46 protein-coding genes are annotated in these 26,100 nt (G+C 50.9%); 39 read left to right on the forward strand and 7 right to left on the reverse strand.

Translation table 11 applies throughout. The features are described 5' to 3' along the window. Positions 1-225 precede the first annotated feature (225 nt). Both bfd and bfr read left to right on the forward strand, forming a co-directional pair. Positions 226-420, forward strand: coding sequence for a bacterioferritin-associated ferredoxin (bfd, locus tag DEO48_RS25325; protein ID WP_008503493.1), 195 nt, complete (start codon positions 226-228; stop codon positions 418-420). A 72-nt stretch (positions 421-492) separates the two neighbouring features. Beyond that, a complete protein-coding gene (bfr, locus tag DEO48_RS25330; RefSeq protein ID WP_109846646.1) occupies positions 493-969 on the forward strand; it encodes a bacterioferritin in 477 nt (158 codons plus the stop codon). Here the strand turns inward: bfr and DEO48_RS25335 are convergent. Continuing rightward, a complete protein-coding gene (locus DEO48_RS25335) occupies positions 953-1,426 on the reverse strand; it encodes an A24 family peptidase (RefSeq protein ID WP_109846654.1) in 474 nt (157 codons plus the stop codon). The genes bfr and DEO48_RS25335 overlap by 17 nt on opposite strands. 380 nt (positions 1,427-1,806) lie before the next feature. On the opposite strand from DEO48_RS25335, the gene rpsJ reads away from it, so the two are divergent. The 31 genes from rpsJ (at position 1,807) to DEO48_RS25490 (ending at position 16,636) form a co-directional block, all read left to right on the forward strand. After that, complete coding sequence (gene rpsJ, locus DEO48_RS25340) at positions 1,807-2,118, forward strand: 30S ribosomal protein S10 (protein WP_001181005.1); 312 nt, start codon at positions 1,807-1,809, stop codon at positions 2,116-2,118. 32 nt (positions 2,119-2,150) lie between these two features. After that, positions 2,151-2,780 (forward strand): 50S ribosomal protein L3, encoded by a 630-nt coding sequence (rplC, locus tag DEO48_RS25345; RefSeq protein ID WP_003863274.1) that lies wholly within the window; start codon positions 2,151-2,153, stop codon positions 2,778-2,780. A gap of 10 nt (positions 2,781-2,790) precedes the next feature. Continuing rightward, entirely contained in the window at positions 2,791-3,396 is a 606-nt protein-coding gene (rplD, locus tag DEO48_RS25350; protein WP_000424395.1) for a 50S ribosomal protein L4, read from the forward strand. Continuing rightward, positions 3,393-3,695, forward strand: coding sequence for a 50S ribosomal protein L23 (gene rplW / locus DEO48_RS25355; RefSeq protein ID WP_000617546.1), 303 nt, complete (start codon positions 3,393-3,395; stop codon positions 3,693-3,695). The genes rplD and rplW overlap by 4 nt, the downstream gene beginning before the upstream one ends. 17 nt (positions 3,696-3,712) lie before the next feature. Continuing rightward, positions 3,713-4,534 (forward strand): 50S ribosomal protein L2, encoded by an 822-nt coding sequence (gene rplB / locus DEO48_RS25360; protein WP_000301859.1) that lies wholly within the window; start codon positions 3,713-3,715, stop codon positions 4,532-4,534. A gap of 16 nt (positions 4,535-4,550) precedes the next feature. Further along, positions 4,551-4,829, forward strand: coding sequence for a 30S ribosomal protein S19 (gene rpsS / locus DEO48_RS25365; protein ID WP_001138117.1), 279 nt, complete (start codon positions 4,551-4,553; stop codon positions 4,827-4,829). A gap of 14 nt (positions 4,830-4,843) precedes the next feature. After that, positions 4,844-5,176 (forward strand): 50S ribosomal protein L22, encoded by a 333-nt coding sequence (gene rplV, locus DEO48_RS25370; RefSeq protein ID WP_002919773.1) that lies wholly within the window; start codon positions 4,844-4,846, stop codon positions 5,174-5,176. 17 nt (positions 5,177-5,193) lie between these two features. Then, on the forward strand, positions 5,194-5,895 hold the full coding sequence (gene rpsC / locus DEO48_RS25375) for a 30S ribosomal protein S3 (RefSeq protein ID WP_000529945.1): 702 nt from the start codon (positions 5,194-5,196) through the stop codon (positions 5,893-5,895). A 12-nt stretch (positions 5,896-5,907) separates the two neighbouring features. Beyond that, positions 5,908-6,318, forward strand: a complete 411-nt coding sequence (gene rplP / locus DEO48_RS25380; RefSeq protein ID WP_002919759.1) for a 50S ribosomal protein L16 — start codon at positions 5,908-5,910, stop codon at positions 6,316-6,318. After that, a complete protein-coding gene (rpmC, locus tag DEO48_RS25385; RefSeq protein ID WP_003863282.1) occupies positions 6,318-6,509 on the forward strand; it encodes a 50S ribosomal protein L29 in 192 nt (63 codons plus the stop codon). Before rplP ends, rpmC begins: the two co-directional genes overlap by 1 nt. Further along, positions 6,509-6,763, forward strand: a complete 255-nt coding sequence (rpsQ, locus tag DEO48_RS25390) for a 30S ribosomal protein S17 (protein ID WP_008503489.1) — start codon at positions 6,509-6,511, stop codon at positions 6,761-6,763. The genes rpmC and rpsQ overlap by 1 nt, the downstream gene beginning before the upstream one ends. Before the next feature lie 166 nt (positions 6,764-6,929). Next, the gene (gene rplN / locus DEO48_RS25395) at positions 6,930-7,301 is read left to right on the forward strand and encodes a 50S ribosomal protein L14 (RefSeq protein WP_002919748.1); all 372 of its coding nucleotides are present in this window, start codon (positions 6,930-6,932) and stop codon (positions 7,299-7,301) included. A gap of 10 nt (positions 7,302-7,311) precedes the next feature. Beyond that, positions 7,312-7,626 carry a 50S ribosomal protein L24 gene (gene rplX / locus DEO48_RS25400; protein ID WP_003863287.1) on the forward strand — a complete coding sequence of 105 codons (315 nt, stop codon included), beginning with the start codon at positions 7,312-7,314 and terminating at the stop codon, positions 7,624-7,626. Between the two features lie 14 nt (positions 7,627-7,640). After that, entirely contained in the window at positions 7,641-8,180 is a 540-nt protein-coding gene (gene rplE / locus DEO48_RS25405) for a 50S ribosomal protein L5 (protein ID WP_001096206.1), read from the forward strand. A 14-nt stretch (positions 8,181-8,194) separates the two neighbouring features. Beyond that, on the forward strand, positions 8,195-8,500 hold the full coding sequence (gene rpsN / locus DEO48_RS25410) for a 30S ribosomal protein S14 (protein WP_003863291.1): 306 nt from the start codon (positions 8,195-8,197) through the stop codon (positions 8,498-8,500). Positions 8,501-8,530: 30 nt separating this feature from the next. Next, on the forward strand, positions 8,531-8,923 hold the full coding sequence (rpsH, locus tag DEO48_RS25415; protein ID WP_006178918.1) for a 30S ribosomal protein S8: 393 nt from the start codon (positions 8,531-8,533) through the stop codon (positions 8,921-8,923). A gap of 12 nt (positions 8,924-8,935) precedes the next feature. After that, positions 8,936-9,469, forward strand: a complete 534-nt coding sequence (rplF, locus tag DEO48_RS25420) for a 50S ribosomal protein L6 (RefSeq protein WP_003863296.1) — start codon at positions 8,936-8,938, stop codon at positions 9,467-9,469. A 9-nt stretch (positions 9,470-9,478) separates the two neighbouring features. Further along, positions 9,479-9,832 carry a 50S ribosomal protein L18 gene (gene rplR / locus DEO48_RS25425; RefSeq protein WP_003863297.1) on the forward strand — a complete coding sequence of 118 codons (354 nt, stop codon included), beginning with the start codon at positions 9,479-9,481 and terminating at the stop codon, positions 9,830-9,832. 14 nt (positions 9,833-9,846) lie between these two features. After that, a complete protein-coding gene (gene rpsE, locus DEO48_RS25430; RefSeq protein WP_003863299.1) occupies positions 9,847-10,347 on the forward strand; it encodes a 30S ribosomal protein S5 in 501 nt (166 codons plus the stop codon). A gap of 6 nt (positions 10,348-10,353) precedes the next feature. Next, positions 10,354-10,533, forward strand: coding sequence for a 50S ribosomal protein L30 (gene rpmD / locus DEO48_RS25435; protein ID WP_003863301.1), 180 nt, complete (start codon positions 10,354-10,356; stop codon positions 10,531-10,533). 3 nt (positions 10,534-10,536) lie between these two features. Next, entirely contained in the window at positions 10,537-10,971 is a 435-nt protein-coding gene (rplO, locus tag DEO48_RS25440) for a 50S ribosomal protein L15 (protein WP_003863304.1), read from the forward strand. 7 nt (positions 10,972-10,978) lie between these two features. Beyond that, positions 10,979-12,310: a preprotein translocase subunit SecY gene (secY, locus tag DEO48_RS25445; RefSeq protein WP_003863305.1), complete on the forward strand. Its 1,332-nt coding sequence runs from the start codon at positions 10,979-10,981 to the stop codon at positions 12,308-12,310. A 31-nt stretch (positions 12,311-12,341) separates the two neighbouring features. Beyond that, positions 12,342-12,458, forward strand: coding sequence for a 50S ribosomal protein L36 (gene rpmJ, locus DEO48_RS25450; RefSeq protein WP_000868187.1), 117 nt, complete (start codon positions 12,342-12,344; stop codon positions 12,456-12,458). Positions 12,459-12,604: 146 nt separating this feature from the next. Next, entirely contained in the window at positions 12,605-12,961 is a 357-nt protein-coding gene (gene rpsM, locus DEO48_RS25455; RefSeq protein WP_008503488.1) for a 30S ribosomal protein S13, read from the forward strand. Between the two features lie 16 nt (positions 12,962-12,977). Next, positions 12,978-13,367, forward strand: a complete 390-nt coding sequence (rpsK, locus tag DEO48_RS25460) for a 30S ribosomal protein S11 (RefSeq protein ID WP_003863312.1) — start codon at positions 12,978-12,980, stop codon at positions 13,365-13,367. Between the two features lie 33 nt (positions 13,368-13,400). After that, positions 13,401-14,021 (forward strand): 30S ribosomal protein S4, encoded by a 621-nt coding sequence (rpsD, locus tag DEO48_RS25465; protein WP_004868345.1) that lies wholly within the window; start codon positions 13,401-13,403, stop codon positions 14,019-14,021. Positions 14,022-14,046: 25 nt separating this feature from the next. Then, positions 14,047-15,036 (forward strand): DNA-directed RNA polymerase subunit alpha, encoded by a 990-nt coding sequence (locus tag DEO48_RS25470; protein ID WP_002919219.1) that lies wholly within the window; start codon positions 14,047-14,049, stop codon positions 15,034-15,036. Positions 15,037-15,076: 40 nt separating this feature from the next. Further along, positions 15,077-15,460: a 50S ribosomal protein L17 gene (gene rplQ / locus DEO48_RS25475; protein ID WP_001216368.1), complete on the forward strand. Its 384-nt coding sequence runs from the start codon at positions 15,077-15,079 to the stop codon at positions 15,458-15,460. Between the two features lie 107 nt (positions 15,461-15,567). After that, on the forward strand, positions 15,568-15,936 hold the full coding sequence (locus DEO48_RS25480; RefSeq protein ID WP_109846647.1) for a DUF1992 domain-containing protein: 369 nt from the start codon (positions 15,568-15,570) through the stop codon (positions 15,934-15,936). 2 nt (positions 15,937-15,938) lie between these two features. Beyond that, complete coding sequence (gene zntR, locus DEO48_RS25485) at positions 15,939-16,364, forward strand: Zn(2+)-responsive transcriptional regulator (RefSeq protein WP_109846648.1); 426 nt, start codon at positions 15,939-15,941, stop codon at positions 16,362-16,364. A 56-nt stretch (positions 16,365-16,420) separates the two neighbouring features. Further along, the gene (locus tag DEO48_RS25490; protein WP_109846649.1) at positions 16,421-16,636 is read left to right on the forward strand and encodes an alternative ribosome-rescue factor A; all 216 of its coding nucleotides are present in this window, start codon (positions 16,421-16,423) and stop codon (positions 16,634-16,636) included. On the opposite strand, the gene mscL is transcribed toward DEO48_RS25490, so the two are convergent. The 5 genes from mscL to def all read right to left on the reverse strand — a co-directional run bounded on the left by mscL (position 16,637) and on the right by def (position 21,414). Next, positions 16,637-17,047 carry a large-conductance mechanosensitive channel protein MscL gene (gene mscL, locus DEO48_RS25495; protein ID WP_023309449.1) on the reverse strand — a complete coding sequence of 137 codons (411 nt, stop codon included), beginning with the start codon at positions 17,045-17,047 and terminating at the stop codon, positions 16,637-16,639. Positions 17,048-17,193: 146 nt separating this feature from the next. Next, entirely contained in the window at positions 17,194-18,570 is a 1,377-nt protein-coding gene (trkA, locus tag DEO48_RS25500; protein WP_008503482.1) for a Trk system potassium transporter TrkA, read from the reverse strand. A gap of 22 nt (positions 18,571-18,592) precedes the next feature. Further along, on the reverse strand, positions 18,593-19,879 hold the full coding sequence (gene rsmB / locus DEO48_RS25505; protein ID WP_109846655.1) for a 16S rRNA (cytosine(967)-C(5))-methyltransferase RsmB: 1,287 nt from the start codon (positions 19,877-19,879) through the stop codon (positions 18,593-18,595). 52 nt (positions 19,880-19,931) lie between these two features. Next, positions 19,932-20,879, reverse strand: coding sequence for a methionyl-tRNA formyltransferase (gene fmt, locus DEO48_RS25510; protein ID WP_023333663.1), 948 nt, complete (start codon positions 20,877-20,879; stop codon positions 19,932-19,934). Positions 20,880-20,904: 25 nt separating this feature from the next. Next, a complete protein-coding gene (gene def / locus DEO48_RS25515) occupies positions 20,905-21,414 on the reverse strand; it encodes a peptide deformylase (RefSeq protein ID WP_109846650.1) in 510 nt (169 codons plus the stop codon). Between the two features lie 127 nt (positions 21,415-21,541). Between def and dprA the strand changes: the two genes are divergently transcribed. From dprA to DEO48_RS25545, 6 genes are read left to right on the forward strand one after another with little or no spacing between them, the layout of a single operon-like run. Next, positions 21,542-22,666 carry a DNA-protecting protein DprA gene (gene dprA, locus DEO48_RS25520; protein ID WP_109846656.1) on the forward strand — a complete coding sequence of 375 codons (1,125 nt, stop codon included), beginning with the start codon at positions 21,542-21,544 and terminating at the stop codon, positions 22,664-22,666. Continuing rightward, a complete protein-coding gene (smg, locus tag DEO48_RS25525) occupies positions 22,638-23,111 on the forward strand; it encodes a DUF494 family protein Smg (RefSeq protein WP_008503477.1) in 474 nt (157 codons plus the stop codon). The genes dprA and smg overlap by 29 nt, the downstream gene beginning before the upstream one ends. 26 nt (positions 23,112-23,137) lie before the next feature. Next, on the forward strand, positions 23,138-23,692 hold the full coding sequence (locus tag DEO48_RS25530) for a type I DNA topoisomerase (RefSeq protein ID WP_023309445.1): 555 nt from the start codon (positions 23,138-23,140) through the stop codon (positions 23,690-23,692). Then, complete coding sequence (gene tsaC / locus DEO48_RS25535) at positions 23,685-24,257, forward strand: L-threonylcarbamoyladenylate synthase type 1 TsaC (RefSeq protein ID WP_109846651.1); 573 nt, start codon at positions 23,685-23,687, stop codon at positions 24,255-24,257. Before DEO48_RS25530 ends, tsaC begins: the two co-directional genes overlap by 8 nt. A gap of 4 nt (positions 24,258-24,261) precedes the next feature. Continuing rightward, a complete protein-coding gene (gene aroE / locus DEO48_RS25540) occupies positions 24,262-25,080 on the forward strand; it encodes a shikimate dehydrogenase (protein WP_109846652.1) in 819 nt (272 codons plus the stop codon). Further along, on the forward strand, positions 25,077-25,325 hold the full coding sequence (locus DEO48_RS25545) for a DUF1488 domain-containing protein (protein WP_048976997.1): 249 nt from the start codon (positions 25,077-25,079) through the stop codon (positions 25,323-25,325). The genes aroE and DEO48_RS25545 overlap by 4 nt, the downstream gene beginning before the upstream one ends. Here DEO48_RS25545 and DEO48_RS25550 read toward each other — a convergent pair. Then, the gene (locus DEO48_RS25550) at positions 25,301-25,855 is read right to left on the reverse strand and encodes a gamma carbonic anhydrase family protein (protein ID WP_109846653.1); all 555 of its coding nucleotides are present in this window, start codon (positions 25,853-25,855) and stop codon (positions 25,301-25,303) included. The two genes, DEO48_RS25545 and DEO48_RS25550, sit on opposite strands and share 25 nt — an antisense overlap. Positions 25,856-26,100: the final 245 nt, after the last annotated feature.

Consider the following 26,100-nt stretch of genomic DNA (forward strand, 5'->3'; position numbering starts at 1 on the left):
CGGCCGTACCGTTGGCGCGGGCGTTGTTGCTAAAGTTCTGGGCTAATTAATTATCCCTGAATAAAAAAAGGACGCTTCGGCGTCCTTTTTTGTTTTCTGCCGCTCAGGTACTGTCACAAAATTACGCATTTTTTGCCTGCTCCCGCTCCGTATTGTGGCGTTTGTGCTATTGTAATCATAACCATTCTCACTTACACTTTGCGCATAATTTGAACGGGAGTCTCTATGTACGTTTGTTTATGTAATGGTGTAAGCGACAAGAAAATACGTCAGGCCGTTCGTCAGTTTCAGCCTCAGTCGTTTCAGCAGCTACGCAAATTTGTTCCGGTGGGAAATCAATGCGGTAAATGTGTACGTGCTGCGCGAGAGATCATGCAGGACGAATTGATGCAGATCCCGGAATACAAAGAGATCGCGTAAGCGCCCATCTTTTTTTTGACATCCCTGTAGCCCGATCTACGCTTCAATGAGTGGAAGCGGAGGGACTATATAATGAAAGGTGATGTTAAAATCATAAGTTATCTCAATAAATTATTGGGAAATGAGCTTGTCGCAATCAACCAGTATTTTCTTCACGCGAGAATGTTCAAAAACTGCGGACTCAAACGTTTAAACGACGTTGAGTACCATGAATCTATAGATGAGATGAAACACGCTGATAAATATATCGAGCGTATTTTATTCCTTGAAGGCATTCCAAACCTGCAGGATCTCGGCAAGCTGGGTATCGGAGAAGATGTCGAAGAGATGCTGCGTTCCGACCTCAGGCTGGAACTTGAAGGCGCTAAAGATCTCCGTGAAGCCATTGCCTATGCCGACAGCGTACATGACTACGTCAGCCGCGATATGATGATCCAGATCCTGGCCGATGAAGAAGGGCATATTGACTGGCTGGAAACAGAGCTGGATCTGATTGCTAAAATCGGTCTGCAGAACTACCTTCAGTCGCAGATTAAAGTGGAAGAGTAACCACCGTCTTCCAGCCTACGCATAAACCCGCTGCTGCCAGAAATGGCCCAAAAGGCAGTGGGTTTTTTAATGCTCCCTTATCGCCGGGGAGTAACGAAAACACAAGAATGCAAAGTAGCGCCATAAGCGCAGCGAGTAACGCCAGCGCAGGCAACATGCACCAGCCATGCCACGCACCAAGCGCCGCCAGGTATTTTACATCACCATATCCCATCCCTTCACGCCGGCAGATAAACCGATATCCCCAGTAAATAACGGCAAAGCCGATATATCCAGCCATCGCTCCCACCACTGCACTCGGCAGAAAATCAGGTTGGACACAGAGCTGAAAGAGCAGGCCCGCCCATAGCAGTGGGCAGAGAAATTTATCGGGAAGCAGTCCGTAGCGAATATCTGCACGGACGAGAAAGGCAGTCAGCGAAAAATAGACCAGCAAAAAGGGGAGGGTGGTTAACATGGCAAAGGCCTCAAAGGGGTTTGAGCGCATCCTCGCTATAATCGGCCTGGTCGGCAATCTATAAAAACGACACTTGCGTAGGGGCTCGAGACAAAGCCTTGAGAAGGGATACATTGCGTAAAAAGTTGCGCGCCCTTACGCATACTGTGCCTCTGGCGCTTAATTTCTAAACGGCACTTGCGTCTTGTCCAGATTTACGTATAATGCGCGGGCTTGTCGTAATTGACGGCGGGTTCAATCAGAACCAGAGTAGCTCATTTTGTTACTCAACAATGCTCCCAATTGGGGAGCTACGTAAGAACGGTTACACTCTCCCATCAATCGTAATGGGTTTGAGGAGTAATCATTTTCGTTTATAAAATAATTGGAGCTCTGGTCTCATGCAGAACCAAAGAATCCGTATCCGCCTTAAAGCGTTTGATCATCGTCTGATCGATCAATCAACCGCGGAAATCGTCGAGACTGCTAAGCGCACTGGTGCGCAAGTCCGTGGTCCGATCCCGCTGCCGACCCGCAAAGAGCGCTTCACCGTTCTGATCTCTCCGCACGTTAACAAAGACGCGCGCGATCAGTACGAAATCCGCACTCACAAGCGTCTGGTTGACATCGTTGAGCCAACTGAGAAAACCGTTGATGCTCTGATGCGTCTGGATCTGGCTGCCGGTGTAGACGTGCAGATCAGCCTGGGTTAATCAGGTCATCGAGCGATTGAGAGGTTGAAACAATGATTGGTTTAGTCGGTAAAAAAGTGGGTATGACCCGCATCTTCACTGAAGATGGCGTTTCTATCCCAGTAACCGTAATCGAAGTTGAAGCAAACCGCGTTACTCAGGTTAAAGATCTGGCTAACGATGGCTACCGCGCTATTCAGGTTACCACTGGTGCTAAAAAAGCTAACCGTGTAACCAAACCAGAAGCGGGTCACTTCGCTAAAGCTGGCGTAGAAGCTGGCCGTGGTCTGTGGGAATTCCGTCTTGCTGAAGGCGAAGAGTTCACCGTAGGTCAGGACATTAGCGTTGAGCTGTTTGCTGACGTTAAAAAAGTTGACGTAACCGGTACCTCTAAAGGTAAAGGTTTTGCTGGTACCGTTAAGCGCTGGAACTTCCGTACCCAGGACGCTACCCACGGTAACTCCTTGTCTCACCGCGTTCCGGGTTCTATCGGTCAGAACCAGACTCCGGGCAAAGTGTTCAAAGGCAAGAAAATGGCAGGTCAGCTGGGTAACGAACGTGTAACCGTTCAGAGCCTGGACGTAGTACGTGTTGACGCTGAGCGCAACCTGCTGCTGGTTAAAGGTGCAGTTCCGGGTGCAACCGGTAGCGACCTGATCGTTAAACCAGCTGTGAAGGCGTAAGGGGATAGCAATGGAATTAGTATTGAAAGACGCGCAGAGCGCGCTGACTGTTTCCGAAACTACCTTCGGTCGTGATTTCAACGAAGCGCTGGTTCACCAGGTTGTTGTTGCTTATGCAGCTGGTGCTCGTCAGGGTACTCGTGCTCAGAAGACTCGTGCTGAAGTAACTGGTTCTGGCAAAAAGCCATGGCGCCAGAAAGGTACCGGCCGTGCGCGTTCAGGTTCTATCAAGAGCCCGATCTGGCGTTCAGGTGGCGTGACCTTCGCTGCGCGTCCACAGGACCACAGTCAAAAAGTTAACAAAAAGATGTACCGCGGCGCGCTGAAAAGCATCCTGTCCGAACTGGTACGTCAGGATCGTCTGATCGTTGTCGAGAAGTTCTCTGTTGAAGCGCCTAAAACTAAGCTGCTGGCACAGAAACTGAAAGACATGGCTCTGGAAGATGTGCTGATCATCACCGGTGAGCTGGACGAGAACCTGTTCCTGGCCGCACGTAACCTGCACAAGGTTGACGTACGCGATGCGACTGGTATCGACCCGGTTAGCCTGATCGCCTTCGACAAAGTCGTAATGACTGCTGATGCTGTTAAGCAAGTTGAGGAGATGCTGGCATGATTCGTGAAGAACGTCTGCTGAAGGTGCTTCGCGCACCGCACGTTTCTGAAAAAGCGTCTACTGCGATGGAAAAAACAAACACCATCGTTCTCAAAGTTGCTAAAGACGCGACCAAAGCAGAGATCAAAGCTGCTGTGCAGAAACTGTTTGAAGTCGAAGTCGAAGTCGTTAACACCCTGGTAGTTAAAGGGAAAGTTAAACGTCACGGACAGCGTATCGGTCGTCGTAGCGACTGGAAAAAAGCTTACGTCACCCTTAAAGAAGGCCAGAACCTGGACTTCGTTGGCGGCGCTGAGTAAGTCGGAGGAGTAATACAATGGCAGTTGTTAAATGTAAACCGACATCTCCGGGTCGTCGCCACGTAGTTAAAGTGGTTAACCCTGAGCTGCACAAGGGCAAACCTTTTGCTCCGTTGCTGGAAAAAAACAGCAAATCCGGTGGTCGTAACAACAATGGCCGTATCACCACTCGTCACATCGGTGGTGGCCACAAGCAGGCTTATCGTATTGTTGACTTCAAACGCAACAAAGACGGTATCCCAGCAGTTGTTGAACGTCTTGAGTACGATCCGAACCGTTCCGCGAACATCGCGCTGGTTCTGTACAAAGACGGCGAACGCCGTTACATCCTGGCCCCTAAAGGCCTGAAAGCTGGCGACCAGATTCAGTCTGGCGTTGATGCTGCAATCAAAGCAGGCAACACCCTGCCGATGCGCAATATCCCGGTTGGTTCTACCGTTCATAACGTAGAAATGAAACCAGGTAAAGGCGGTCAGCTGGCACGTTCCGCTGGTACTTACGTTCAGATCGTTGCTCGTGATGGTGCTTATGTCACCCTGCGTCTGCGTTCTGGTGAAATGCGTAAAGTCGAAGCAGACTGCCGCGCTACTCTGGGCGAAGTTGGCAATGCTGAGCATATGCTGCGCGTTCTGGGTAAAGCAGGTGCTGCACGCTGGCGTGGTGTTCGTCCTACCGTTCGCGGTACTGCGATGAACCCAGTCGACCACCCACATGGTGGTGGTGAAGGTCGTAACTTTGGTAAGCACCCGGTAACTCCGTGGGGCGTTCAGACCAAAGGTAAGAAGACCCGCAGCAACAAGCGTACTGATAAATTTATCGTACGTCGCCGTAGCAAATAATTTTAGAGGATAAGCCATGCCACGTTCTCTCAAGAAAGGTCCTTTTATTGACCTGCACTTGCTGAAGAAGGTAGAGAAAGCGGTGGAAAGCGGAGACAAGAAGCCCCTGCGCACTTGGTCCCGTCGTTCAACGATCTTTCCTAACATGATCGGTTTGACCATCGCTGTCCATAATGGTCGTCAGCACGTTCCAGTCTTTGTTACCGACGAAATGGTTGGTCACAAACTGGGTGAATTCGCACCGACTCGTACTTATCGCGGCCACGCTGCTGATAAAAAAGCGAAGAAGAAATAAGGTAGGAGGAAGAGATGGAAACTTTAGCTCAACATCGCCATGCTCGTTCTTCTGCTCAGAAGGTTCGCCTTGTTGCTGACCTGATTCGCGGTAAGAAAGTGTCGCAGGCCCTGGACATCCTGACCTATACCAACAAGAAAGCTGCGGTATTGGTCAAGAAAGTACTGGAATCTGCCATTGCTAACGCTGAACACAACGATGGCGCTGACATCGACGATCTGAAAGTCGCGAAAATTTTCGTAGATGAAGGCCCAAGCATGAAGCGCATTATGCCGCGTGCGAAAGGTCGTGCAGATCGCATCCTGAAGCGCACCAGCCACATTACTGTGGTTGTGTCCGATCGCTGAGACTCTGGAGACTAGCAATGGGTCAGAAAGTACATCCTAATGGTATTCGCCTGGGTATTGTAAAACCATGGAACTCTACCTGGTTTGCGAACACCAAAGAATTCGCTGACAACCTGGACAGCGATTTTAAAGTACGTCAGTACCTGACTAAGGAACTGGCTAAAGCGTCTGTATCTCGTATCGTTATCGAGCGTCCAGCGAAGAGCATCCGTGTGACTATCCACACTGCTCGTCCTGGCATCGTTATCGGTAAGAAAGGCGAAGACGTAGAAAAACTGCGCAAGGTCGTAGCGGATATCGCTGGCGTTCCTGCACAGATCAATATCGCTGAAGTTCGTAAGCCTGAACTGGACGCTAAATTGGTTGCTGACAGCATCACTTCACAGCTGGAACGTCGTGTTATGTTCCGTCGTGCTATGAAGCGTGCTGTACAGAACGCAATGCGTCTGGGCGCTAAAGGTATCAAAGTTGAAGTTAGCGGCCGTCTGGGCGGCGCGGAAATCGCACGTACCGAATGGTACCGCGAAGGTCGCGTACCGCTGCACACTCTGCGTGCTGACATCGACTACAACACCTCTGAAGCGCACACCACTTACGGTGTAATCGGCGTTAAGGTATGGATCTTCAAAGGTGAGATCCTGGGTGGTATGGCTGCTGTTGAACAACCGGAAAAACCGGCTGCTCAACCTAAAAAGCAGCAGCGTAAAGGCCGTAAATAAGGAGCGTCGCTGATGTTACAACCAAAGCGTACAAAATTCCGTAAAGTGCATAAAGGCCGCAACCGTGGTCTGGCGCAGGGTACGGATGTTAGCTTCGGCACTTTCGGTCTGAAAGCTGTTGGCCGTGGTCGTCTGACTGCACGTCAGATCGAAGCAGCACGTCGTGCAATGACCCGTGCAGTTAAGCGTCAAGGTAAGATCTGGATCCGTGTATTCCCGGACAAACCGATCACCGAGAAGCCACTGGAAGTTCGTATGGGTAAAGGTAAAGGTAACGTGGAGTACTGGGTTGCCTTGATCCAACCGGGCAAAGTCCTTTATGAAATGGACGGTGTTCCGGAAGAGCTGGCCCGTGAAGCCTTCGGCCTGGCAGCAGCGAAACTGCCTATCAAAACCACCTTTGTAACTAAGACGGTGATGTAATGAAAGCAAAAGAGCTGCGTGAAAAAAGCGTTGAAGAGCTGAACGCTGAGCTGCTGAACCTGCTGCGTGAGCAGTTCAACCTGCGTATGCAGGCTGCAAGTGGCCAGCTGCAACAGACTCACCTGCTGAAGCAAGTGCGTCGCAATGTTGCACGCGTTAAGACTTTACTGACTCAGAAGGCGGGTGCGTAATGACCGATAAAATCCGTACTCTGCAAGGTCGTGTTGTTAGCGACAAAATGGAGAAATCCATTGTTGTAGCTATCGAACGTATTGTGAAACACCCGATCTACGGTAAATTCATCAAGCGTACGACCAAACTGCACGTACATGACGAGAACAACGAATGTGGTATCGGCGACAAGGTTGAAATCCGTGAATGCCGTCCACTGTCCAAGACTAAGTCCTGGACGTTGGTTCGCGTTGTAGAGAAAGCGGTTCTGTAATACAGTACGCCTTCTCAATACGAATAAACGGCTCAGCGATGAGCCGTTTATTTTTTCTACCCATATTGCAGAAGCGGTGTTATAATGCCGCGCCCTCGATATGGGGCTTTTTAACGGCTCTGATTTTAGAGTCTCAGGTAGTAGTTGACATTAGCGGAGCACTAAAATGATCCAAGAACAGACTATGCTGAACGTCGCCGACAACTCCGGTGCACGTCGCGTAATGTGTATCAAGGTTCTGGGTGGCTCGCACCGTCGCTACGCAGGCGTAGGCGACATCATCAAGATCACCATCAAGGAAGCAATTCCACGTGGTAAGGTCAAAAAAGGTGATGTGCTGAAGGCGGTAGTGGTGCGCACCAAGAAGGGTGTTCGTCGCCCTGACGGTTCTGTCATTCGCTTCGATGGTAATGCATGCGTTATTTTGAACAATAACAGCGAGCAGCCTATCGGCACGCGTATCTTTGGGCCGGTAACTCGTGAACTTCGTACTGAGAAGTTCATGAAAATTATCTCTCTGGCACCAGAAGTACTCTAAGGAGCGAATCATGGCAGCGAAAATCCGTCGTGATGACGAAGTTATCGTGTTAACCGGTAAAGATAAAGGTAAACGCGGTAAAGTAAAAAATGTTCTGTCTTCCGGCAAACTTGTCGTTGAAGGTATCAACCTGGTTAAGAAACATCAGAAGCCGGTTCCGGCCCTGAACCAACCAGGTGGCATCGTTGAAAAAGAAGCTGCTATTCAGGTTTCTAACGTTGCAATCTTCAATGCGGCTACCGGCAAGGCTGACCGTGTAGGCTTTAGATTCGAAGACGGCAAAAAAGTCCGTTTCTTCAAGTCTAACAGCGAAACTATCAAGTAATTTGGAGTAGTACGATGGCGAAACTGCATGATTACTACAAAGACGAAGTAGTTAACAAACTCATGACTGAGTTTAACTACAATTCTGTCATGCAAGTCCCTCGGGTCGAGAAGATCACCCTGAACATGGGTGTTGGTGAAGCGATCGCTGACAAGAAACTGCTGGATAACGCAGCAGCTGACCTGACAGCAATCTCCGGTCAAAAACCGCTGATCACCAAAGCACGCAAATCTGTTGCAGGCTTCAAAATCCGTCAGGGCTATCCGATCGGCTGTAAAGTAACTCTGCGTGGCGAACGCATGTGGGAGTTCTTTGAGCGCCTGATCACTATTGCTGTTCCACGTATCCGTGACTTCCGTGGCTTGTCCGCTAAGTCTTTCGACGGTCGTGGTAACTACAGCATGGGTGTCCGTGAGCAGATCATCTTCCCAGAAATCGACTACGATAAAGTCGACCGCGTGCGTGGTTTGGATATTACCATTACCACTACTGCGAAATCTGACGAAGAAGGCCGTGCTCTGCTGGCTGCCTTTGACTTCCCGTTCCGCAAGTAAGGTAGGGTTACTGAATGGCTAAGCAATCAATGAAAGCACGCGAAGTAAAGCGCGTAGCTTTAGCTGATAAATTCTTCGCTAAACGCGCTGAACTGAAAGCGATCATTTCTGATGTGAACGCTTCCGACGAAGATCGTTGGAATGCGGTTCTCAAGCTGCAGTCTCTGCCGCGTGATTCCAGCCCGTCTCGTCAGCGTAACCGCTGTCGTCAAACAGGTCGTCCACATGGTTATGTGGGCAAGTTTGGGTTGAGCCGTATCAAACTGCGTGAAGCCGCCATGCGCGGTGAAGTGCCAGGCTTGAAAAAGGCTAGCTGGTAATTACCAATTGAATCACGGGAGTAAAGACAGATGAGCATGCAAGATCCGATCGCGGATATGCTGACCCGTATCCGTAACGGTCAGGCCGCGAACAAAGTTGCGGTCACCATGCCTTCCGCCAAGCTGAAAGTGGCAATTGCCAACGTGCTGAAGGAAGAAGGTTTTATCGAAGATTTTAAAGTTGAAGGCGACACCAAGCCGGAACTGGAACTTACTCTTAAGTATTTCCAGGGTAAAGCTGTTGTAGAAAGCATTCAGCGTGTCAGCCGCCCAGGCCTGCGCATCTATAAGAAAAAAGATGAGCTGCCAAAAGTTATGGCTGGTCTTGGTATCGCAGTTGTTTCTACCTCTAAAGGTGTTATGACTGATCGTGCAGCGCGCCAGGCTGGTCTTGGTGGCGAAATTATCTGCTACGTAGCCTAATCGGAGGAAAGAATGTCTCGTGTTGCTAAAGCACCGGTCGTTATTCCTGCCGGCGTTGATGTAAAAATCGACGGTCAGGTTATTACGATCAAAGGTAAAAACGGCGAGCTGACTCGTACCCTCAACAAAGCTGTTGAAGTTAAACATGCAGATAACGCTCTGACCTTCGGTCCACGTGATGGTTTCGTGGATGGATGGGCTCAGGCTGGTACCGCGCGTGCCCTGCTGAACTCAATGGTTGTTGGTGTTACCGAAGGCTTCACTAAAAAGCTTCAGCTGGTTGGTGTAGGTTATCGTGCAGCTATCAAAGGGAATGCAGTAGGCCTGTCTCTGGGCTTCTCACACCCTGTTGAGCATCCGCTGCCGGCCGGTATCACTGCAGAATGTCCGACTCAAACTGAAATCGTGCTGAAAGGCGCTGATAAACAGCTGATCGGTCAGGTTGCAGCAGATCTGCGCGCCTACCGTCGTCCTGAGCCTTACAAAGGCAAGGGTGTTCGTTACGCCGACGAAGTCGTGCGTACCAAAGAGGCTAAGAAGAAGTAAGGTAACACTATGGATAAGAAATCTGCTCGTATCCGTCGTGCGACCCGCGCACGCCGCAAGCTCAAAGAGCTGGGTGCAACTCGCCTGGTGGTACATCGTACCCCGCGTCATATTTACGCACAGGTAATTGCACCGAACGGTTCTGAAGTTCTGGTAGCTGCTTCTACTGTAGAAAAAGCTATCTCAGAACAATTGAAGTACACCGGTAACAAAGACGCCGCTGCAGCTGTAGGTAAAGCTGTTGCTGAACGCGCTCTGGAAAAAGGCATCAGCAATGTTTCCTTTGACCGTTCCGGGTTCCAATATCATGGTCGTGTCCAGGCACTGGCAGATGCTGCCCGTGAAGCTGGCCTTCAGTTCTAAGGTAGAGGTGTAAGATGGCTCACATCGAAAAACAGGCTGGCGAACTGCAGGAAAAGCTGATCGCGGTAAACCGCGTATCTAAAACCGTTAAAGGTGGTCGTATTTTCTCCTTCACAGCTCTGACTGTAGTAGGCGATGGTAACGGTCGCGTTGGTTTTGGTTACGGTAAAGCGCGTGAAGTTCCAGCAGCGATCCAGAAAGCGATGGAAAAAGCCCGTCGCAATATGATTAACGTCGCGCTGAACAACGGCACCCTGCAGCACCCAGTTAAAGGTGTTCACACGGGTTCTCGTGTATTCATGCAGCCAGCTTCAGAAGGTACCGGTATCATCGCCGGTGGTGCAATGCGCGCCGTTCTGGAAGTTGCTGGGGTTCATAACGTTCTGGCTAAAGCATATGGTTCCACCAACCCGATCAACGTGGTTCGTGCAACTATTGATGGCCTGGAAAATATGAATTCTCCAGAAATGGTCGCTGCCAAGCGTGGTAAATCCGTTGAAGAAATTCTGGGGTAATTGACCATGGCAAAGACTATTAAAATCACTCAAACCCGCAGTGCAATCGGTCGTCTGCCGAAACACAAGGCAACGCTGCTTGGCCTGGGTCTGCGTCGTATTGGTCATACCGTTGAGCGCGAGGATACTCCTGCTGTTCGTGGTATGGTCAACGCGGTTTACTTCATGGTTAAAGTTGAGGAGTAAGAGATGCGTTTAAATACTCTGTCTCCGGCCGAAGGCTCTAAAAAGGCGGGTAAACGCCTGGGTCGTGGTATCGGTTCTGGCCTCGGCAAAACCGGTGGTCGTGGTCACAAAGGTCAGAACTCTCGTTCTGGCGGTGGCGTGCGTCGCGGTTTCGAGGGTGGCCAGATGCCACTGTACCGTCGTCTGCCGAAGTTCGGCTTCACCTCTCGCAAAGCAGCGATCACAGCGGAAATCCGTCTGTCTGACCTGGCGAAAGTTGAAGGCGGCGTTGTAGACCTGAACACGCTGAAAGCAGCAAACATTATCGGTATCCAGATCGAGTTCGCGAAAGTGATCCTGGCTGGTGAAGTTTCTACTCCGGTAACTGTTCGTGGCCTGCGTGTTACTAAAGGTGCTCGTGCTGCTATCGAAGCTGCTGGCGGTAAAATTGAGGAATAAGTAGCAGATGGCTAAGCAACCGGGATTAGATTTTCAAAGTGCCAAAGGTGGATTTGGCGAGCTGAAACGCAGACTGCTGTTTGTTATCGGCGCGCTGATTGTGTTCCGTATTGGCTCTTTTATTCCGATCCCTGGTATCGATGCCGCTGTACTTGCCAAACTGCTTGAGCAACAGCGAGGCACCATCATTGAAATGTTCAACATGTTCTCTGGTGGTGCTCTCAGCCGTGCTTCTATCTTTGCATTGGGTATTATGCCGTACATTTCGGCATCAATTATTATCCAGCTGCTGACGGTCGTTCATCCGGCTCTGGCAGAGTTGAAGAAAGAAGGGGAGTCTGGACGTCGTAAGATTAGTCAGTACACCCGTTACGGTACTCTGGTGCTGGCAATATTCCAGTCGATCGGTATTGCTACCGGTCTGCCGAATATGCCTGGTATGCAGGGCCTGGTGTTAAACCCGGGCTTTGCATTCTATTTCACCGCTGTTGTAAGTCTGGTCACAGGGACAATGTTCCTGATGTGGCTCGGCGAACAGATTACTGAGCGTGGTATCGGTAACGGTATCTCTATCATTATCTTCGCCGGTATTGTTGCGGGCCTCCCGCCAGCCATCGCCCATACTATCGAGCAAGCGCGTCAAGGCGACCTGCACTTCCTCCTGTTGCTGTTGGTTGCAGTATTAGTATTTGCAGTGACGTTCTTTGTTGTCTTCGTTGAACGTGGTCAACGCCGCATTGTGGTGAACTACGCTAAGCGTCAGCAAGGTCGTCGTGTCTATGCTGCACAGAGCACACATTTACCGCTGAAAGTGAACATGGCGGGGGTTATCCCGGCTATCTTCGCTTCCAGTATTATTCTGTTCCCGGCAACCATCGCGTCATGGTTCGGGGGCGGTACTGGTTGGAACTGGCTGACAACAATTTCGCTGTATTTGCAGCCTGGGCAACCACTTTATGTGTTACTCTATGCGTCTGCGATCATCTTCTTCTGTTTCTTCTACACGGCGTTGGTCTTCAACCCGCGTGAAACAGCAGATAACCTGAAGAAGTCCGGTGCATTTGTACCAGGAATTCGTCCGGGAGAGCAAACGGCGAAGTATATCGATAAAGTAATGACCCGCCTGACTTTGGTTGGTGCGCTCTATATTACTTTTATCTGCCTGATCCCGGAGTTCATGCGTGATGCAATGAAAGTACCGTTCTACTTCGGTGGGACCTCACTGCTTATCGTTGTTGTCGTGATTATGGACTTTATGGCTCAAGTGCAAACTCTGATGATGTCCAGTCAGTATGAGTCTGCATTGAAGAAGGCGAACCTGAAAGGCTACGGCCGCTAATTGGTCGCCTGAGAAGTTACGGAGAGTAAAAATGAAAGTTCGTGCTTCCGTCAAGAAATTATGCCGTAACTGCAAAATCGTTAAGCGTGATGGTGTCATCCGTGTGATTTGCAGTGCCGAGCCGAAGCATAAACAGCGCCAAGGCTGATTATTTCGCATATTTTTCTTGCAAAGTTGGGTTGAGCTGGCTAGATTAGCCAGCCAATCTTTTGTATGTCTGTACGTTTCCATTTGAGTATCCTGAAAACGGGCTTTTCAGCATGGTGCGTACATATTAAATAGTAGGAGTGCATAGTGGCCCGTATAGCAGGCATTAACATTCCTGATCAGAAACATGCTGTGATCGCATTAACTTCGATCTACGGCATCGGCAAGACCCGTTCTAAAGCCATTCTGGCTGCAGCGGGTATCGCTGAAGATGTTAAGATCAGTGAGCTGTCTGAAGAACAAATCGACACGCTGCGTGACGAAGTTGCCAAATTTGTCGTTGAAGGTGATCTGCGCCGTGAAATCAGCATGAGCATCAAGCGCCTGATGGATCTTGGTTGCTATCGCGGTTTGCGTCATCGTCGTGGTCTGCCAGTGCGCGGTCAGCGTACTAAGACCAACGCACGTACCCGTAAGGGTCCGCGCAAACCGATCAAGAAATAATCGGGGTGATTGAATAATGGCAAAGGCACCAGTTCGTGCACGTAAACGTGTAAGAAAACAAGTCTCTGACGGCGTGGCTCATATCCATGCTTCTTTCAACAACACCATCGTTACTATTACTGATCGTCAGGGTAACGCATTGGGTTGGGCAACAGCCGGTGGTTCCGGTTTCCGTGGTTCTCGCAAATCCACTCCGTTCGCAGCTCAGGTTGCAGCAGAGCGTTGCGCAGAAGCCGTAAAAGAATACGGCATCAAGAATCTGGAAGTTATGGTTAAAGGTCCGGGTCCGGGTCGTGAATCTACTGTTCGCGCTCTGAACGCCGCTGGTTTCCGCATCACTAATATTACTGATGTGACTCCGATCCCTCATAACGGTTGTCGTCCGCCGAAAAAACGTCGCGTATAACGCTCCGTTTTTTAGGTTAGTTGGAGATAGAAAATGGCAAGATATTTGGGTCCTAAGCTCAAGCTGAGCCGTCGTGAGGGCACCGACTTATTCCTTAAGTCTGGCGTTCGCGCGATCGATACCAAGTGTAAAATTGAACAAGCTCCTGGCCAGCACGGTGCGCGTAAACCGCGTCTGTCTGACTATGGTGTGCAGTTGCGTGAAAAGCAAAAAGTTCGCCGTATGTACGGTGTGCTGGAGCGTCAGTTCCGTAACTACTATAAAGAAGCAGCACGTCTGAAAGGCAACACAGGTGAAAACCTGCTGGCTCTGCTGGAAGGTCGTCTGGACAACGTTGTATACCGTATGGGCTTCGGCGCTACTCGTGCTGAATCACGTCAGCTGGTTAGCCACAAAGCAATCATGGTAAACGGTCGTGTTGTTAACATCGCTTCTTATCAGGTTAAAGCGAATGACGTTGTTAGCATTCGTGAGAAAGCGAAAAAGCAATCTCGCGTGAAGGCCGCTCTGGAGCTGGCTGAGCAGCGTGAAAAGCCAACCTGGCTGGAAGTTGATGCTGGCAAGATGGAAGGTACGTTCAAGCGTCAGCCAGAACGTTCTGATCTGTCTGCGGACATTAACGAACACCTGATCGTCGAGCTTTACTCCAAGTAAAGCTTAGTACCAAAGAGAGGACACAATGCAGGGTTCTGTGACAGAGTTTCTAAAACCGCGCCTGGTAGATATCGAGCAAGTGAGTTCGACGCACGCCAAGGTGACCCTTGAGCCTTTAGAGCGTGGCTTTGGCCATACTCTGGGTAACGCACTGCGCCGTATTCTGCTCTCATCGATGCCGGGTTGCGCGGTGACCGAGGTTGAGATTGATGGTGTACTTCATGAGTACAGCACCAAAGAAGGCGTTCAGGAAGATATCCTTGAAATCCTGCTCAACCTGAAAGGGCTGGCGGTGAGAGTTCAGGGTAAAGATGAAGTTATTCTTACTCTGAATAAATCTGGCATTGGCCCTGTGACTGCAGCCGACATCACCCATGACGGTGATGTTGAAATCGTCAAGCCGCAGCACGTGATCTGCCACCTGACCGATGAGAACGCAGCTATTAGCATGCGTATCAAAGTTCAGCGCGGTCGTGGTTATGTGCCGGCTTCTGCCCGAATTCATTCGGAAGAAGATGAGCGCCCAATCGGCCGTCTGCTGGTCGACGCATGCTATAGCCCTGTAGAGCGTATTGCCTACAATGTTGAAGCAGCGCGTGTAGAACAGCGTACCGACCTGGACAAGCTGGTCATCGAAATGGAAACCAACGGCACAATCGATCCTGAAGAGGCGATTCGTCGTGCGGCAACCATCCTGGCAGAACAACTGGAAGCTTTCGTTGACTTACGTGATGTACGTCAGCCGGAAGTGAAAGAAGAGAAACCAGAATTCGATCCGATCCTGCTGCGCCCTGTTGACGATCTCGAGTTGACTGTCCGCTCTGCTAACTGCCTCAAGGCAGAAGCTATCCACTATATCGGTGATCTGGTACAGCGTACCGAGGTTGAGTTGCTGAAAACGCCGAACCTGGGTAAAAAATCTCTTACTGAGATTAAAGACGTGCTGGCTTCACGTGGTCTGTCTCTGGGCATGCGCCTGGAAAACTGGCCACCGGCAAGCATTGCTGACGAGTAACCGGATCACAGGTTAAGGTTTTACTGAGAAGGATAAGGTCATGCGCCATCGTAAGAGTGGTCGTCAACTGAACCGCAACAGCAGCCATCGCCAGGCTATGTTCCGCAACATGGCAGGTTCACTGGTTCGTCATGAAATCATCAAGACGACCCTGCCTAAAGCGAAAGAGCTGCGTCGCGTAGTTGAGCCGCTGATTACTCTTGCCAAGACTGACAGCGTTGCTAATCGTCGTCTGGCATTCGCCCGTACTCGTGATAACGAGATCGTGGCAAAACTGTTTAACGAACTGGGCCCGCGTTTCGCGAGCCGTGCCGGTGGTTACACTCGCATTCTGAAGTGTGGTTTCCGTGCAGGCGACAACGCGCCGATGGCTTACATCGAGCTGGTTGATCGTTCAGAGAAAGCAGAAGCTGCTGCAGAGTAATCTGCAGTAACGTAAAAAAACCCGCTCCGGCGGGTTTTTTTATATCCGCGATACCACCACTTCTCTAAAATGTCTGTATCAATTCTGTTCAATCCCAGGAGCTGGTAATGTGGTTGCTCGACCAGTGGGCAGAACGCCATATTCGCGATGCCCAAAAAAAAGGTGAATTCGACAATCTTCCGGGACGCGGCGAACCCCTTATGCTTGACGATGACTCGCATATTGCGCCTGAACTACGGGCTGGATACCGTTTGCTGAAAAATGCGGGCTGTCTCCCCCCGGAGCTCGAACAGCGCAGAGAAGCTGTTGAACTGGCCGATCTTCTCAAAGAGATCCGCCATGACGATCCACGACATTCTGAACTTAGCCGCCGTCTCGCCCTGCTTGAACTCAAGCTACGCCAGGCTGGGATGAACACTAATTTTCTTCACGGTGAATACGGTGAAAGATTGATGCAGAAAATAAGCGAGGAGTAGTTATGTACCGCATCGGTGAACTTGCGAAGCTTGCGAACGTTACGCCGGATACCATCCGATATTACGAAAAGCAGCAGATGATCGATCATGAAGTACGTACTGAAGGAGGCTTTCGCCTTTATAACGATAACGATCTGCAGCGCCTGCGGTTTATTCGTTATGCACGTCAGCTCGGTTTCACGCTGGATTCGATCCGCGAGTTATTATCGATCCGCATCGATCCGGAACATCACACCTGCCAGGAATCTAAAAGCATCGTGCAGGCCCGGCTGGATGAAGTCGAAGCGCGTATACAGGAACTGCAAACCATGCAGCGCTCTCTGCAAAGGTTGAATGATGCCTGCTGCGGTACGGCACACAGCAGCATTTATTGTTCAATCCTCGAAGCCCTTGAACAGGGAGCGAGTGGAGAAACGCAGCGCTGTTGATTTTTAGTGCAACCGGGTTTAGACTTCCGTCGACTAAATCATGCTCAGGAGAATTTATGAGCCGCTATCAGCACACGAAAGGACAGATTAAAGACAATGCCATTGAGGCACTACTTCACGACCCGCTATTCAGACAGCGCGTTGAGAAGAATAAAAAAGGGAAAGGAAGTTATCTGCGTAAAGACAAGCATGCAAAACGGGGTAACTGGGAGGCCAGTGGCAAGCAAGCGAATCGCTTATTTACCACTGGCCTTCCTGCTTTTATTTATTGATTAGACGCGGTTATTCTGCTCTTTTAACAGATCACGGATCTCACTTAACAGCACTTCTTCTTTCGTTGGCGCAGGTGCTGCAGCCGGCTCTTCTTTTTTACGGTTGAGCCTGTTGATTAGCTTGATAGCCATAAATATGGCAAATGCGACAATCACAAAATCAAATACGTTCTGAATAAATACACCGTAGTGCATTACTACTGCCGGAACATCACCCTGCGCTTCACGCAGCGTGAAAGCGAACTGTTTGAAATCAATGCCCCCGATTAGCAACCCTAAAGGTGGCATGATAATGTCGGCCACTAATGATGAAACAATCTTGCCGAATGCTGCACCAATAATGACACCCACTGCCAAATCCACCACGTTTCCGCGCATCGCAAATTCGCGAAATTCTTTAATAAAACTCATTTTGTTCTCCTTGTGCCAGCTGACGACTATAAGTTTAACAAATGATTAGCTAATTGCCATTCGTGATAATTAAACGTTATGCAAAATAAAAGGCACAGAAATGAGAAGGATAAAGAGCGGGTACCCCATTGAGAGCACCCGACACATTAAAGGAAGAATGGACTTGGCTGGAATAAACGTTCGACGTCGGTAATAAACTTTTTATCGGTAAGGAACATAATAACGTGATCGCCTTGCTCAATTCGTAAATTATCATTGGCAATCATGACATCATTTCCGCGCACAACGGCGCCGATAATCGTGCCTGGCGGCAGTTTAATTTCGTCGATCGAACGGCCGACGACGCGTGACGTCGTTTCATCTCCATGAGCAACGGCTTCAATGGCTTCCGCTACGCCACGGCGGAGCGATGACACACCGACAATATCCGCTTTACGAACATGGCTCAGGAGAGCGGAAATTGTCGCCTGCTGAGGGGAAATGGCAATATCAATAACGCTGCCCTGAACCAGATCGACATACGCCTTACGCTGGATAAGCACCATTACTTTTTTAGCCCCCATGCGCTTCGCGAGCATGGCGGACATTATATTCGCCTCGTCGTCGTTGGTGACGGCAATAAAGAGATCAACTTGATCAATATGCTCTTCAGCCAGCAACTCCTGATCAGACGCATCACCATAAAATACAATCGTATTTTGCAGTTTTTCCGCCAGTTCAGCAGCACGCTGTTGATCGCGCTCGATCAACTTCACGCTGTAATCTTTTTCCAGCCGATGTGCCAGACCGGCACCAATATTGCCGCCGCCGACCAACATAATGCGTTTATAGGGTTTTTCGAGACGCTGAAGTTCACTCATCACCGCACGAATATGCTGTGAGGCCGCAATAAAGAAGACCTCATCACCAGCTTCGACAATCGTGGAGCCTTGCGGGCGAATTGGCCTGTCATGACGGAAAATCGCTGCAACGCGCGTATCGATATGCGGCATGTGCTCGCGCATGGTGGAAAGCGCATTGCCGATCAATGGTCCGCCATAATAGGCCTTAACCACTGCCAGGCTCACTTTGCCCTCGGCAAAGTTCACCACCTGCAGGGCACCCGGATATTCGATCAGGCGATAGATATTGTCGATAACCAGCTGTTCTGGCGCGATGAGGTGGTCAATGGGGACCGCTTCCGAATTAAACAGTTTTTCAGCATCGCGAACATAGTCCGGAGAGCGAATACGCGCAATTCGGTTTGGCGTGTTGAAAAGCGAGTATGCTACCTGACAGGCCACCATATTGGTTTCGTCAGAACTGGTTACCGCAACCAGCATGTCGGCATCGTCGGCGCCCGCCTCACGAAGAACACGTGGGTGCGAACCATGACCCTGCACCACGCGCAGGTCAAACTTGTCCTGTAATACACGCAGACGATCGCCGTTGGTATCAACAATGGTGATGTCGTTGTTTTCGCCAACCAGGTTTTCCGCCAGCGTTCCGCCCACCTGTCCTGCACCCAGAATGATAATCTTCATATCTCGTGACCTGTTCTCAACATCACTCTTTGATTAGCTTAGCGTAAAAGAAGCCATCGCCCTCTTCAGCACCCGGCAGGTTCTGCAGACCCGGGGATTCAGGCGTTCCCGTATCGCGCAGCGCGGCGTCCGGCGTACGTTTAAGGAAGGCCGCGATTTGCTGGCTGTTTTCTTCCGGCAGTACGGAGCAGGTCGCATAGACCAGCGTTCCGCCAGATTTAAGATGCGGCCAAATGGCGTCGAGAATGTCGGATTGCAGTTGGGCAAGTTCCTGAATATCACGATCGCGGCGTAGCCACTTGATGTCCGGATGACGACGAATAACACCGGTTGCAGAGCAGGGGGCATCCAGCAAAATGCGATCGAATTGCGTTTCACCACACCATTCTGCGGGTTTGCGTCCATCGCCCTGCTTAACCTGAGCCTTCATGCCCAGACGCTTAAGGTTGTCGTAGACGCGTGAGAGACGCTGTTCATCGACGTCCACTGCCATCACGCTGGCCTGCGGAGCCACTTCCAGAATATGCGTCGTTTTGCCCCCAGGTGCGGCGCAAAGATCGAGGATCTGCTCACCATTTTTGGGTTCAAGCCAGGTCATGCAACCCTGCGCCGAGGCATCCTGTACGGTAACCCAGCCCTCATCAAAACCGGGTAATGCATGTACCGGTGCCGGTGAGGCCAGACGTACAGCATCCGGATAGGCTTGATGCGGGAATCCACTCATTCCAGCTTCTTCAAGCAATGCCAGCCATGCGTCTCGGGTGTGGTGATTCCGATTCACGCGTAACCACATTGGCGGACGCTGATTGTTGGCATCGACAATCTCCTGCCACTGCTGTGGATAGGCTTTTTTCAGGCGCTTCAACAGCCAGTCCGGGTGCAGGAAACGTGCTTCGCTTTGGGCAAATTCAGCCAGAAGCTCTTCCTGCTGTCTCTGGAACTGACGCAATACGCCGTTGATCAGGCCTTTCAGCTGAGGACGTTTAATCGCAACGGCACCTTCCACCGTCTCTGCCAGCGCGGCGTGAGGTGGGATGCGGGTATGAAGAAGCTGATAAAAACCCACCATAATCAAATAGTGTACGGTGCGCTGCTTGCCTGTCATTGGGCGTGACATCAGCTTATTAATGAGCCACTCAAGCTGAGAGAGCGTGCGCAGGACGCCAAAGCAGAGCTCCTGAAGTAGGGCTTTATCTTTATCAGAGACTTTTTGTTGCAGAGGGGGCAGGACGTTACTTAATGACTGCCCCTGCTCGATAACCTGCTCAATGGCCTGAGCCGCCATACTGCGTAAATTTTGTTTTTTCATAACCGTAAAAATAAAAATGCCCGGAAACACCGGGCCTTAAGGATAAATTTGCTCAGGCAAGGCGATTGCCCGGGATAAACCATTCGCGGCGGGAATTTAACAGATCCTGAGCGCTCATGGCTTTCTTACCGGCCGGTTGGAGCGATTCAAGGTTCAAAATCCCTTGCGCAGTCGCCACCTGGATGCCGTTTTTGTTAGCGTCAACAATCGTACCGGGTTCTGCCGTGGTAGTACCGCTAATGACGGAGGCTTTCCAGACTTTCACCGGCTGCTCATCAATCTCCATCCAGCTCATTGGCCACGGATTAAAAGCGCGAATGCAGCGTTCAAGTTGAGCGGCCGAAAGGGACCAGTCGATCCGCGCTTCTTCTTTGCTCAGTTTTTCGGCATAAGTCACCAGCGCGTCATCCTGAACTTCCGGTTTCGCCGTATTGTCAGCAAGCTGCTGGAGCGTCTCGATAAGCCCTTGTGGACCAAGGTCTGCCAGTTTGTCATACAGCGTAGCGCTGGTATCGTCTGACGTTATGGGGCACGCCAGTTTATACAGCATATCGCCGGTGTCTAAACCTACGTCCATCTTCATGATGGTAACGCCCGTTTCGGCATCACCTGCCCAGAGCGAGCGCTGGATAGGTGCAGCACCACGCCAGCGCGGAAGCAGAGACCCATGCACGTTGATGCAACCCAGGCGTGGCATATCAAGCACAGCTTTTGGCAAAATTAAACCGTAAGCCACCACCACCATTACGTCGGCATTCAGATCAGCAACCAGCTGCTGATTTTCCTGTGGGCGCAACGATGCTGGCTGGAAAACGGGTAGCCCATGCTCTTCTGCCAGCACCTTTACAGGGCTCGGCATCAGTTTTTTGCCGCGACCAGCAGGACGGTCCGGCTGGGTAAAGACGCCAACAACCTGGTGACCAGACGATAACAGCGCGTCAAGATGACGCGCTGCAAAATCAGGGGTTCCCGCGAAGATAATACGTAGTGTTTTAGACACGATGATCCTTGTATCCGGGGGGACGTTATGCGCGAGAACGCAAACGATCCAGTTTCTCTACTTTTTGACGAATACGCTGCTGTTTCAGCGGCGAGAGATAATCGATAAACAGTTTACCGACCAGGTGATCCATCTCATGCTGAATACAAATTGCCAGCAGGTCGTCTGCTTCCACTTCGAACGGGTTACCGTCACGATCCAGAGCGCGAATTTTCACCTTTTCGGCACGCGGTACTAAAGCGCGCTGTTCAGGAATGGACAGACAGCCTTCCTCAATACCGGTTTCGCCACTCTTTTCGAGTAGCTCAGGGTTGATCAGCACCAGACGCTCATCGCGATTTTCGGAAACATCAATCACGATAATACGCTTATGAATGTCCACCTGGGTCGCCGCCAGGCCAATGCCTTCTTCGGCGTACATGGTATCGAACATATCATCAACGATACGCTGGATTTCTGCATTCACTTCTTTGACCGGTTCAGCGACGATGCGAAGGCGCTCGTCCGGAATATGTAACACTTGCAAAACTGCCATAAATTTCCAGAGTCGTGTTCAGGAGTTGATAAGAATACTCTCTCTATTCTAGACAAATCCCCCATCGATTGACAGCATCAGTGACCAATCGCAATGATTGCGGAGGCCGCTTATGGCAGGGGAAAGGATGACGTCTACCGAGATATGGCTACGGCTAATACACACTGGGTCTCTGTGTGGTGATGTAATGCTGGAAGCGGCTGCGCGACTGCAGAAGCAGGAACACCTCAACGCGCTCGTGGTCAGAGAGGCCGGACTGACAGCAAAGCAGGCTGAACGCTTCTTTGCACTCGATGAGAGCGAACTGGAACGTAGCCTGATATGGCTTGAGCAGCCGGGACATCATTTATTAACGGCCAACCATCCCCTTTATCCTCCTTTGCTCAGCACGATTCCTGATTATCCCGGGGCGTTATTCATAAAAGGTAAACCTGAGGCGCTTAATACCGTTCAGTTGGCGGTAGTAGGGAGTCGTGCGCCGTCATGGTACGGCGAGCGATGGGGGAAAATCCTGTGCGAACAACTGTCACAAAGCGGTTTCACTATCACCAGCGGGCTGGCCTGCGGTATTGACGGCGTAGCCCACAGCGCGGCGCTGTCAGTTAAGGGACGAAGCGTAGCGGTGCTGGGGAACGGTCTTTTTAGCATTTATCCACGCCGGCATCAGGCGTTGGCGATGCGGCTTATCGAATCTGACGGCGCTATAGTTTCTGAGTTTCCGCTTTACGCACAGCCCAGGCCGGCAAACTTTCCGCGTCGCAATCGGATTATCAGCGGGCTTAGCAAAGGCGTGCTGGTAGTTGAAGCGGCGCGCCGAAGCGGTTCGCTGGTCACGGCGCGATGCGCGCTCGAACAGGGGAGAGAAGTCTTCGCCTTGCCTGGTCCGATAGGTAATCCCGGATGCGAGGGACCCCACTGGCTGATTAAGCAAGGGGCAACGCCGGTAACGGAAGTAGGAGATATTCTTGAAAATTTGCAATATGGGTTGCAATGGCTGCAGGAAGATCCCGAAAAGCGACAATATTCATCAGATCAGGGAAAGGTGGCATTGCCATTTCCCAAGCTCCTGGCTAACGTAGGAGATGAGGTAACACCTGTTGACGTTGTCGCTGAACGTGCCGGCCAACCTGTGCCAGTAACGGTAGCACAGCTACTCGAACTGGAGTTAGCAGGGTGGATCGCAGCTGTACCCGGCGGCTATGTCCGATTAAGGAGGGCATGCCATGTTCGACGTACTGATGTATTTGTTTGAGACTTACATCCATAACGAAGCAGAAATGCGAGTGGATCAGGACAAATTGACACAGGATCTTACCGATGCGGGGTTTGAACGGGAAGATATCTATAATGCGTTGATGTGGCTGGAAAAACTGGCTGATTATCAGGAAGGCCTCGCCGAACCGATGCAGCTTGCTTCTGACCCATTGTCAGTACGCATTTATACAGCGGAAGAGTGTGAAAGGCTGGACGCCAGCTGCCGGGGATTCATCTTATTCCTTGAGCAGATTCAGGTGCTGAACCTCGAAACGAGAGAAATGGTGATAGAGCGCGTCATGGCGCTGGATACAGCAGAATTTGAACTGGAAGATCTCAAGTGGGTGATCCTGATGGTTCTGTTTAATATCCCGGGCTGTGAAAACGCCTATCAGCAAATGGAAGAATTACTCTTTGAAGTGAATGAAGGTATGCTGCACTAATTCAATGTGCAGCACCAAGAGTTGTTATGGCCAAATCAGCACTATTCACGGTGCATAAAAACGAGCCCTGCCCGCAGTGCGGGGCTGAACTTGTTATTCGGTCCGGGAAACACGGCCCGTTTCTCGGTTGTTCACACTATCCGGAATGTGATTATGTCCGTCCCCTGAAAAGCCAGGCGGATGGACATATCGTTAAAATTCTGGAGGGTCAGTATTGCCCCCTCTGCGGTGGTGAATTAGCCCTGCGGCAGGGGCGATTCGGCATGTTTATTGGATGTAGCCGCTACCCGGAATGTGAGCATACGGAACAAATTGATAAGCCTGATGAAACGGCAATTGCGTGTCCACAGTGTCAGCGCGGTCAGTTGGTACAGCGCCGCTCCCGTTATGGTAAGACTTTCCATTCGTGCGATCGCTACCCTGAATGCCAGTTCGTTATCAATTTTAAACCGGTAGCGGGAACCTGCCCTCATTGCAATTATCCGCTACTTATAGAGAAGAAAACCGCGCAAGGCATGAAACGCTTCTGCGCCAGTAAACAATGTGGAAAGCCGGTTACGGCGGATCAAAATAGTGAATAATAACCTGCCATCAGGCTCCATTGCGCATGCTGTGGACGTGCTGAAAAAAGAAGAAGTCATCGCCTATCCAACTGAAGCTGTTTTTGGAGTCGGTTGCGATCCTGACAGCGAGACGGCCGTGAGCCGACTGCTTGCCTTAAAACAAAGACCCGTTGAGAAAGGGCTGATTTTGATCGCTGCGAATTACGGGCAGCTTAAACCCTATATCGATGACTCCATGCTGACGCCGGCGCAGCGCGAGACTATCTTCTCCGCGTGGCCTGGCCCGGTGACCTTCGTTTTCCCGGCGCAGCCGACAACGCCTCGCTGGTTAACCGGACGTTTTGATTCCCTCGCCGTTCGCGTAACTGACCATCCGCTGGTGGTTGAGCTGTGTCTGGCATTTGGTAAACCGCTGGTCTCAACCAGCGCCAACTTGACCGGATTGCCACCTTGCCGGACAACCGAAGAAGTACTGGCGCAGTTCGGGAATGACTTCCCAGTCGCTGTCGGTGAAACGGGAGGGCGCCTGAATCCGTCTGAAATTCGCGATGCTTTGACCGGCGAACGTTTTCGCCAGGGGTAATCTCATGGAAACCTATGCTGTTTTTGGTAATCCGATTGCACACAGCAAGTCACCGTTGATCCATCAGCAATTTGCGAAGCAGCTGCAGATAAATCATCCCTATGGTCGCGTACTGGCACCGGTGGATGGATTTATTCCAACGCTGGAGGCTTTTTTCGCCGCGGGCGGTAAAGGCGCGAATGTGACGGTTCCTTTTAAAGAGGAAGCCTTCGAACGAGCGGATGAGCTCACCGAGCGCGCTTCACTGGCTGGTGCTGTCAATACCCTAAAACGGCTTGAGGATGGGCGCCTTTTGGGTGACAACACCGACGGGATTGGTTTACTTAGCGACCTGGAACGACTGTCGTTTATTAAGCCCGGGTTTCGGGTCCTGCTGATTGGTGCGGGTGGCGCATCGCGGGGAGTACTGTTGCCTCTGCTTTCACTGGACTGCGCGGTGACCATTACCAACAGAACCTTTTCCCGAGCGGAAGCGCTGGCGGAGTTATTTGCGCATACCGGCAGCGTGAGCGCGGTAGCGCTTGACGATCTTGCCGATCGTGAGTTCGACCTTGTCATCAACGCCACGTCCAGCGGCATCAATGGCGAGATCCCGGCAATTCCCGCTTCTCTGGTCAGCGCGCATATGTACTTCTATGACATGTTTTATCAGAAAGGGAAGACGCCTTTCCTTAACTGGTGCGAACAACACGGCGCGAAGCAGTTAGCCGATGGGTTAGGAATGCTGGTGGGTCAGGCTGCGCATGCGGTGCTGCTCTGGCATGGCGTGTTGCCTGCGGTCGAACCTGTCATTGAAAAGTTAAAGCAGGAGCTTTCGGCGTGAACCAGGCTATTCATTTCCCGGACAGAGAAAACTGGGATGAGAGTAAACAAGCGGTCTGTTTTCCGGTGCTGGTGCAGGGTATGCAACTTACCTGTGCCATTCATGGGGAAACGCTGTTACGTCGTTTTGGCGGTTCAGACCCGATAGCAGTATTTTGCGAAAATCGCTGGGATCTGGAAGAGGAAGCCAGCGATTTAATCCGCGAACAGCAGGAAGACGATCAGGGCTGGGTTTGGTTGTCCTGATCCAAATAGTCATTCTTCCATTTAACGTAGTTGCTCGCCGAGTATTTTAACCCTTCGATCTCTGCCTCCTTCAGGGGGCGGATCTGTTTTACCGGGCTTCCCAGGTAGAGATAGCCACTCTCCAGCCGTTTGTTCGGCGGGACCAGGCTACCAGCACCAATCATTACGTCATCTTCTACTATGACGCCATCCAGCAAAATCGACCCCATGCCAACAAGTACGCGATTTCCGATAGTGCAGCCGTGAAGCATCACTTTATGGCCGACGGTAACCTCTTCTCCAATGATGAGGGGATTACCGTCCGGGTTATAGGCGGATTTGTGCGTGACATGCAGAACGCTGCCGTCCTGAATATTGGTACGGGCGCCAATCGACACATAGTTAACATCTCCCCTGATGGCGACGAGCGGCCAGATGCTGACGTCATCGGCCATTCGGACATCGCCGATCACCACGCTGCTGGCATCGATCATCACGCGATCGCCTTTTTGGGGGAAGAGATCTTTATAAGGACGTAATACTGCGGGCATATCTACCTCTAACAATGAGCGCTATACAGAAGACTTTGATCATAGTAATGGATCGAGGCAAGGCAAAATACGTCAATATTTAAGCAGATCGGGCGGGATTTCAGCGAAAAGCGCGGAAAATCAGCAGTCGGAAAAAAAGATCTAAAAAATACTTGTGCTAAAAAATGGGATCCCTATAATGCGCCTCCATCGACACGGCGGATGTGAATCACTTCACACAACAAGCGGTTCGGTTGAAGAGAAAA

This window comes from Enterobacter sp. CGMCC 5087 (assembly GCF_003144775.1).
In the GTDB taxonomy this organism is placed as follows: Bacteria; Pseudomonadota; Gammaproteobacteria; order Enterobacterales; family Enterobacteriaceae; genus Enterobacter; species Enterobacter cloacae_M.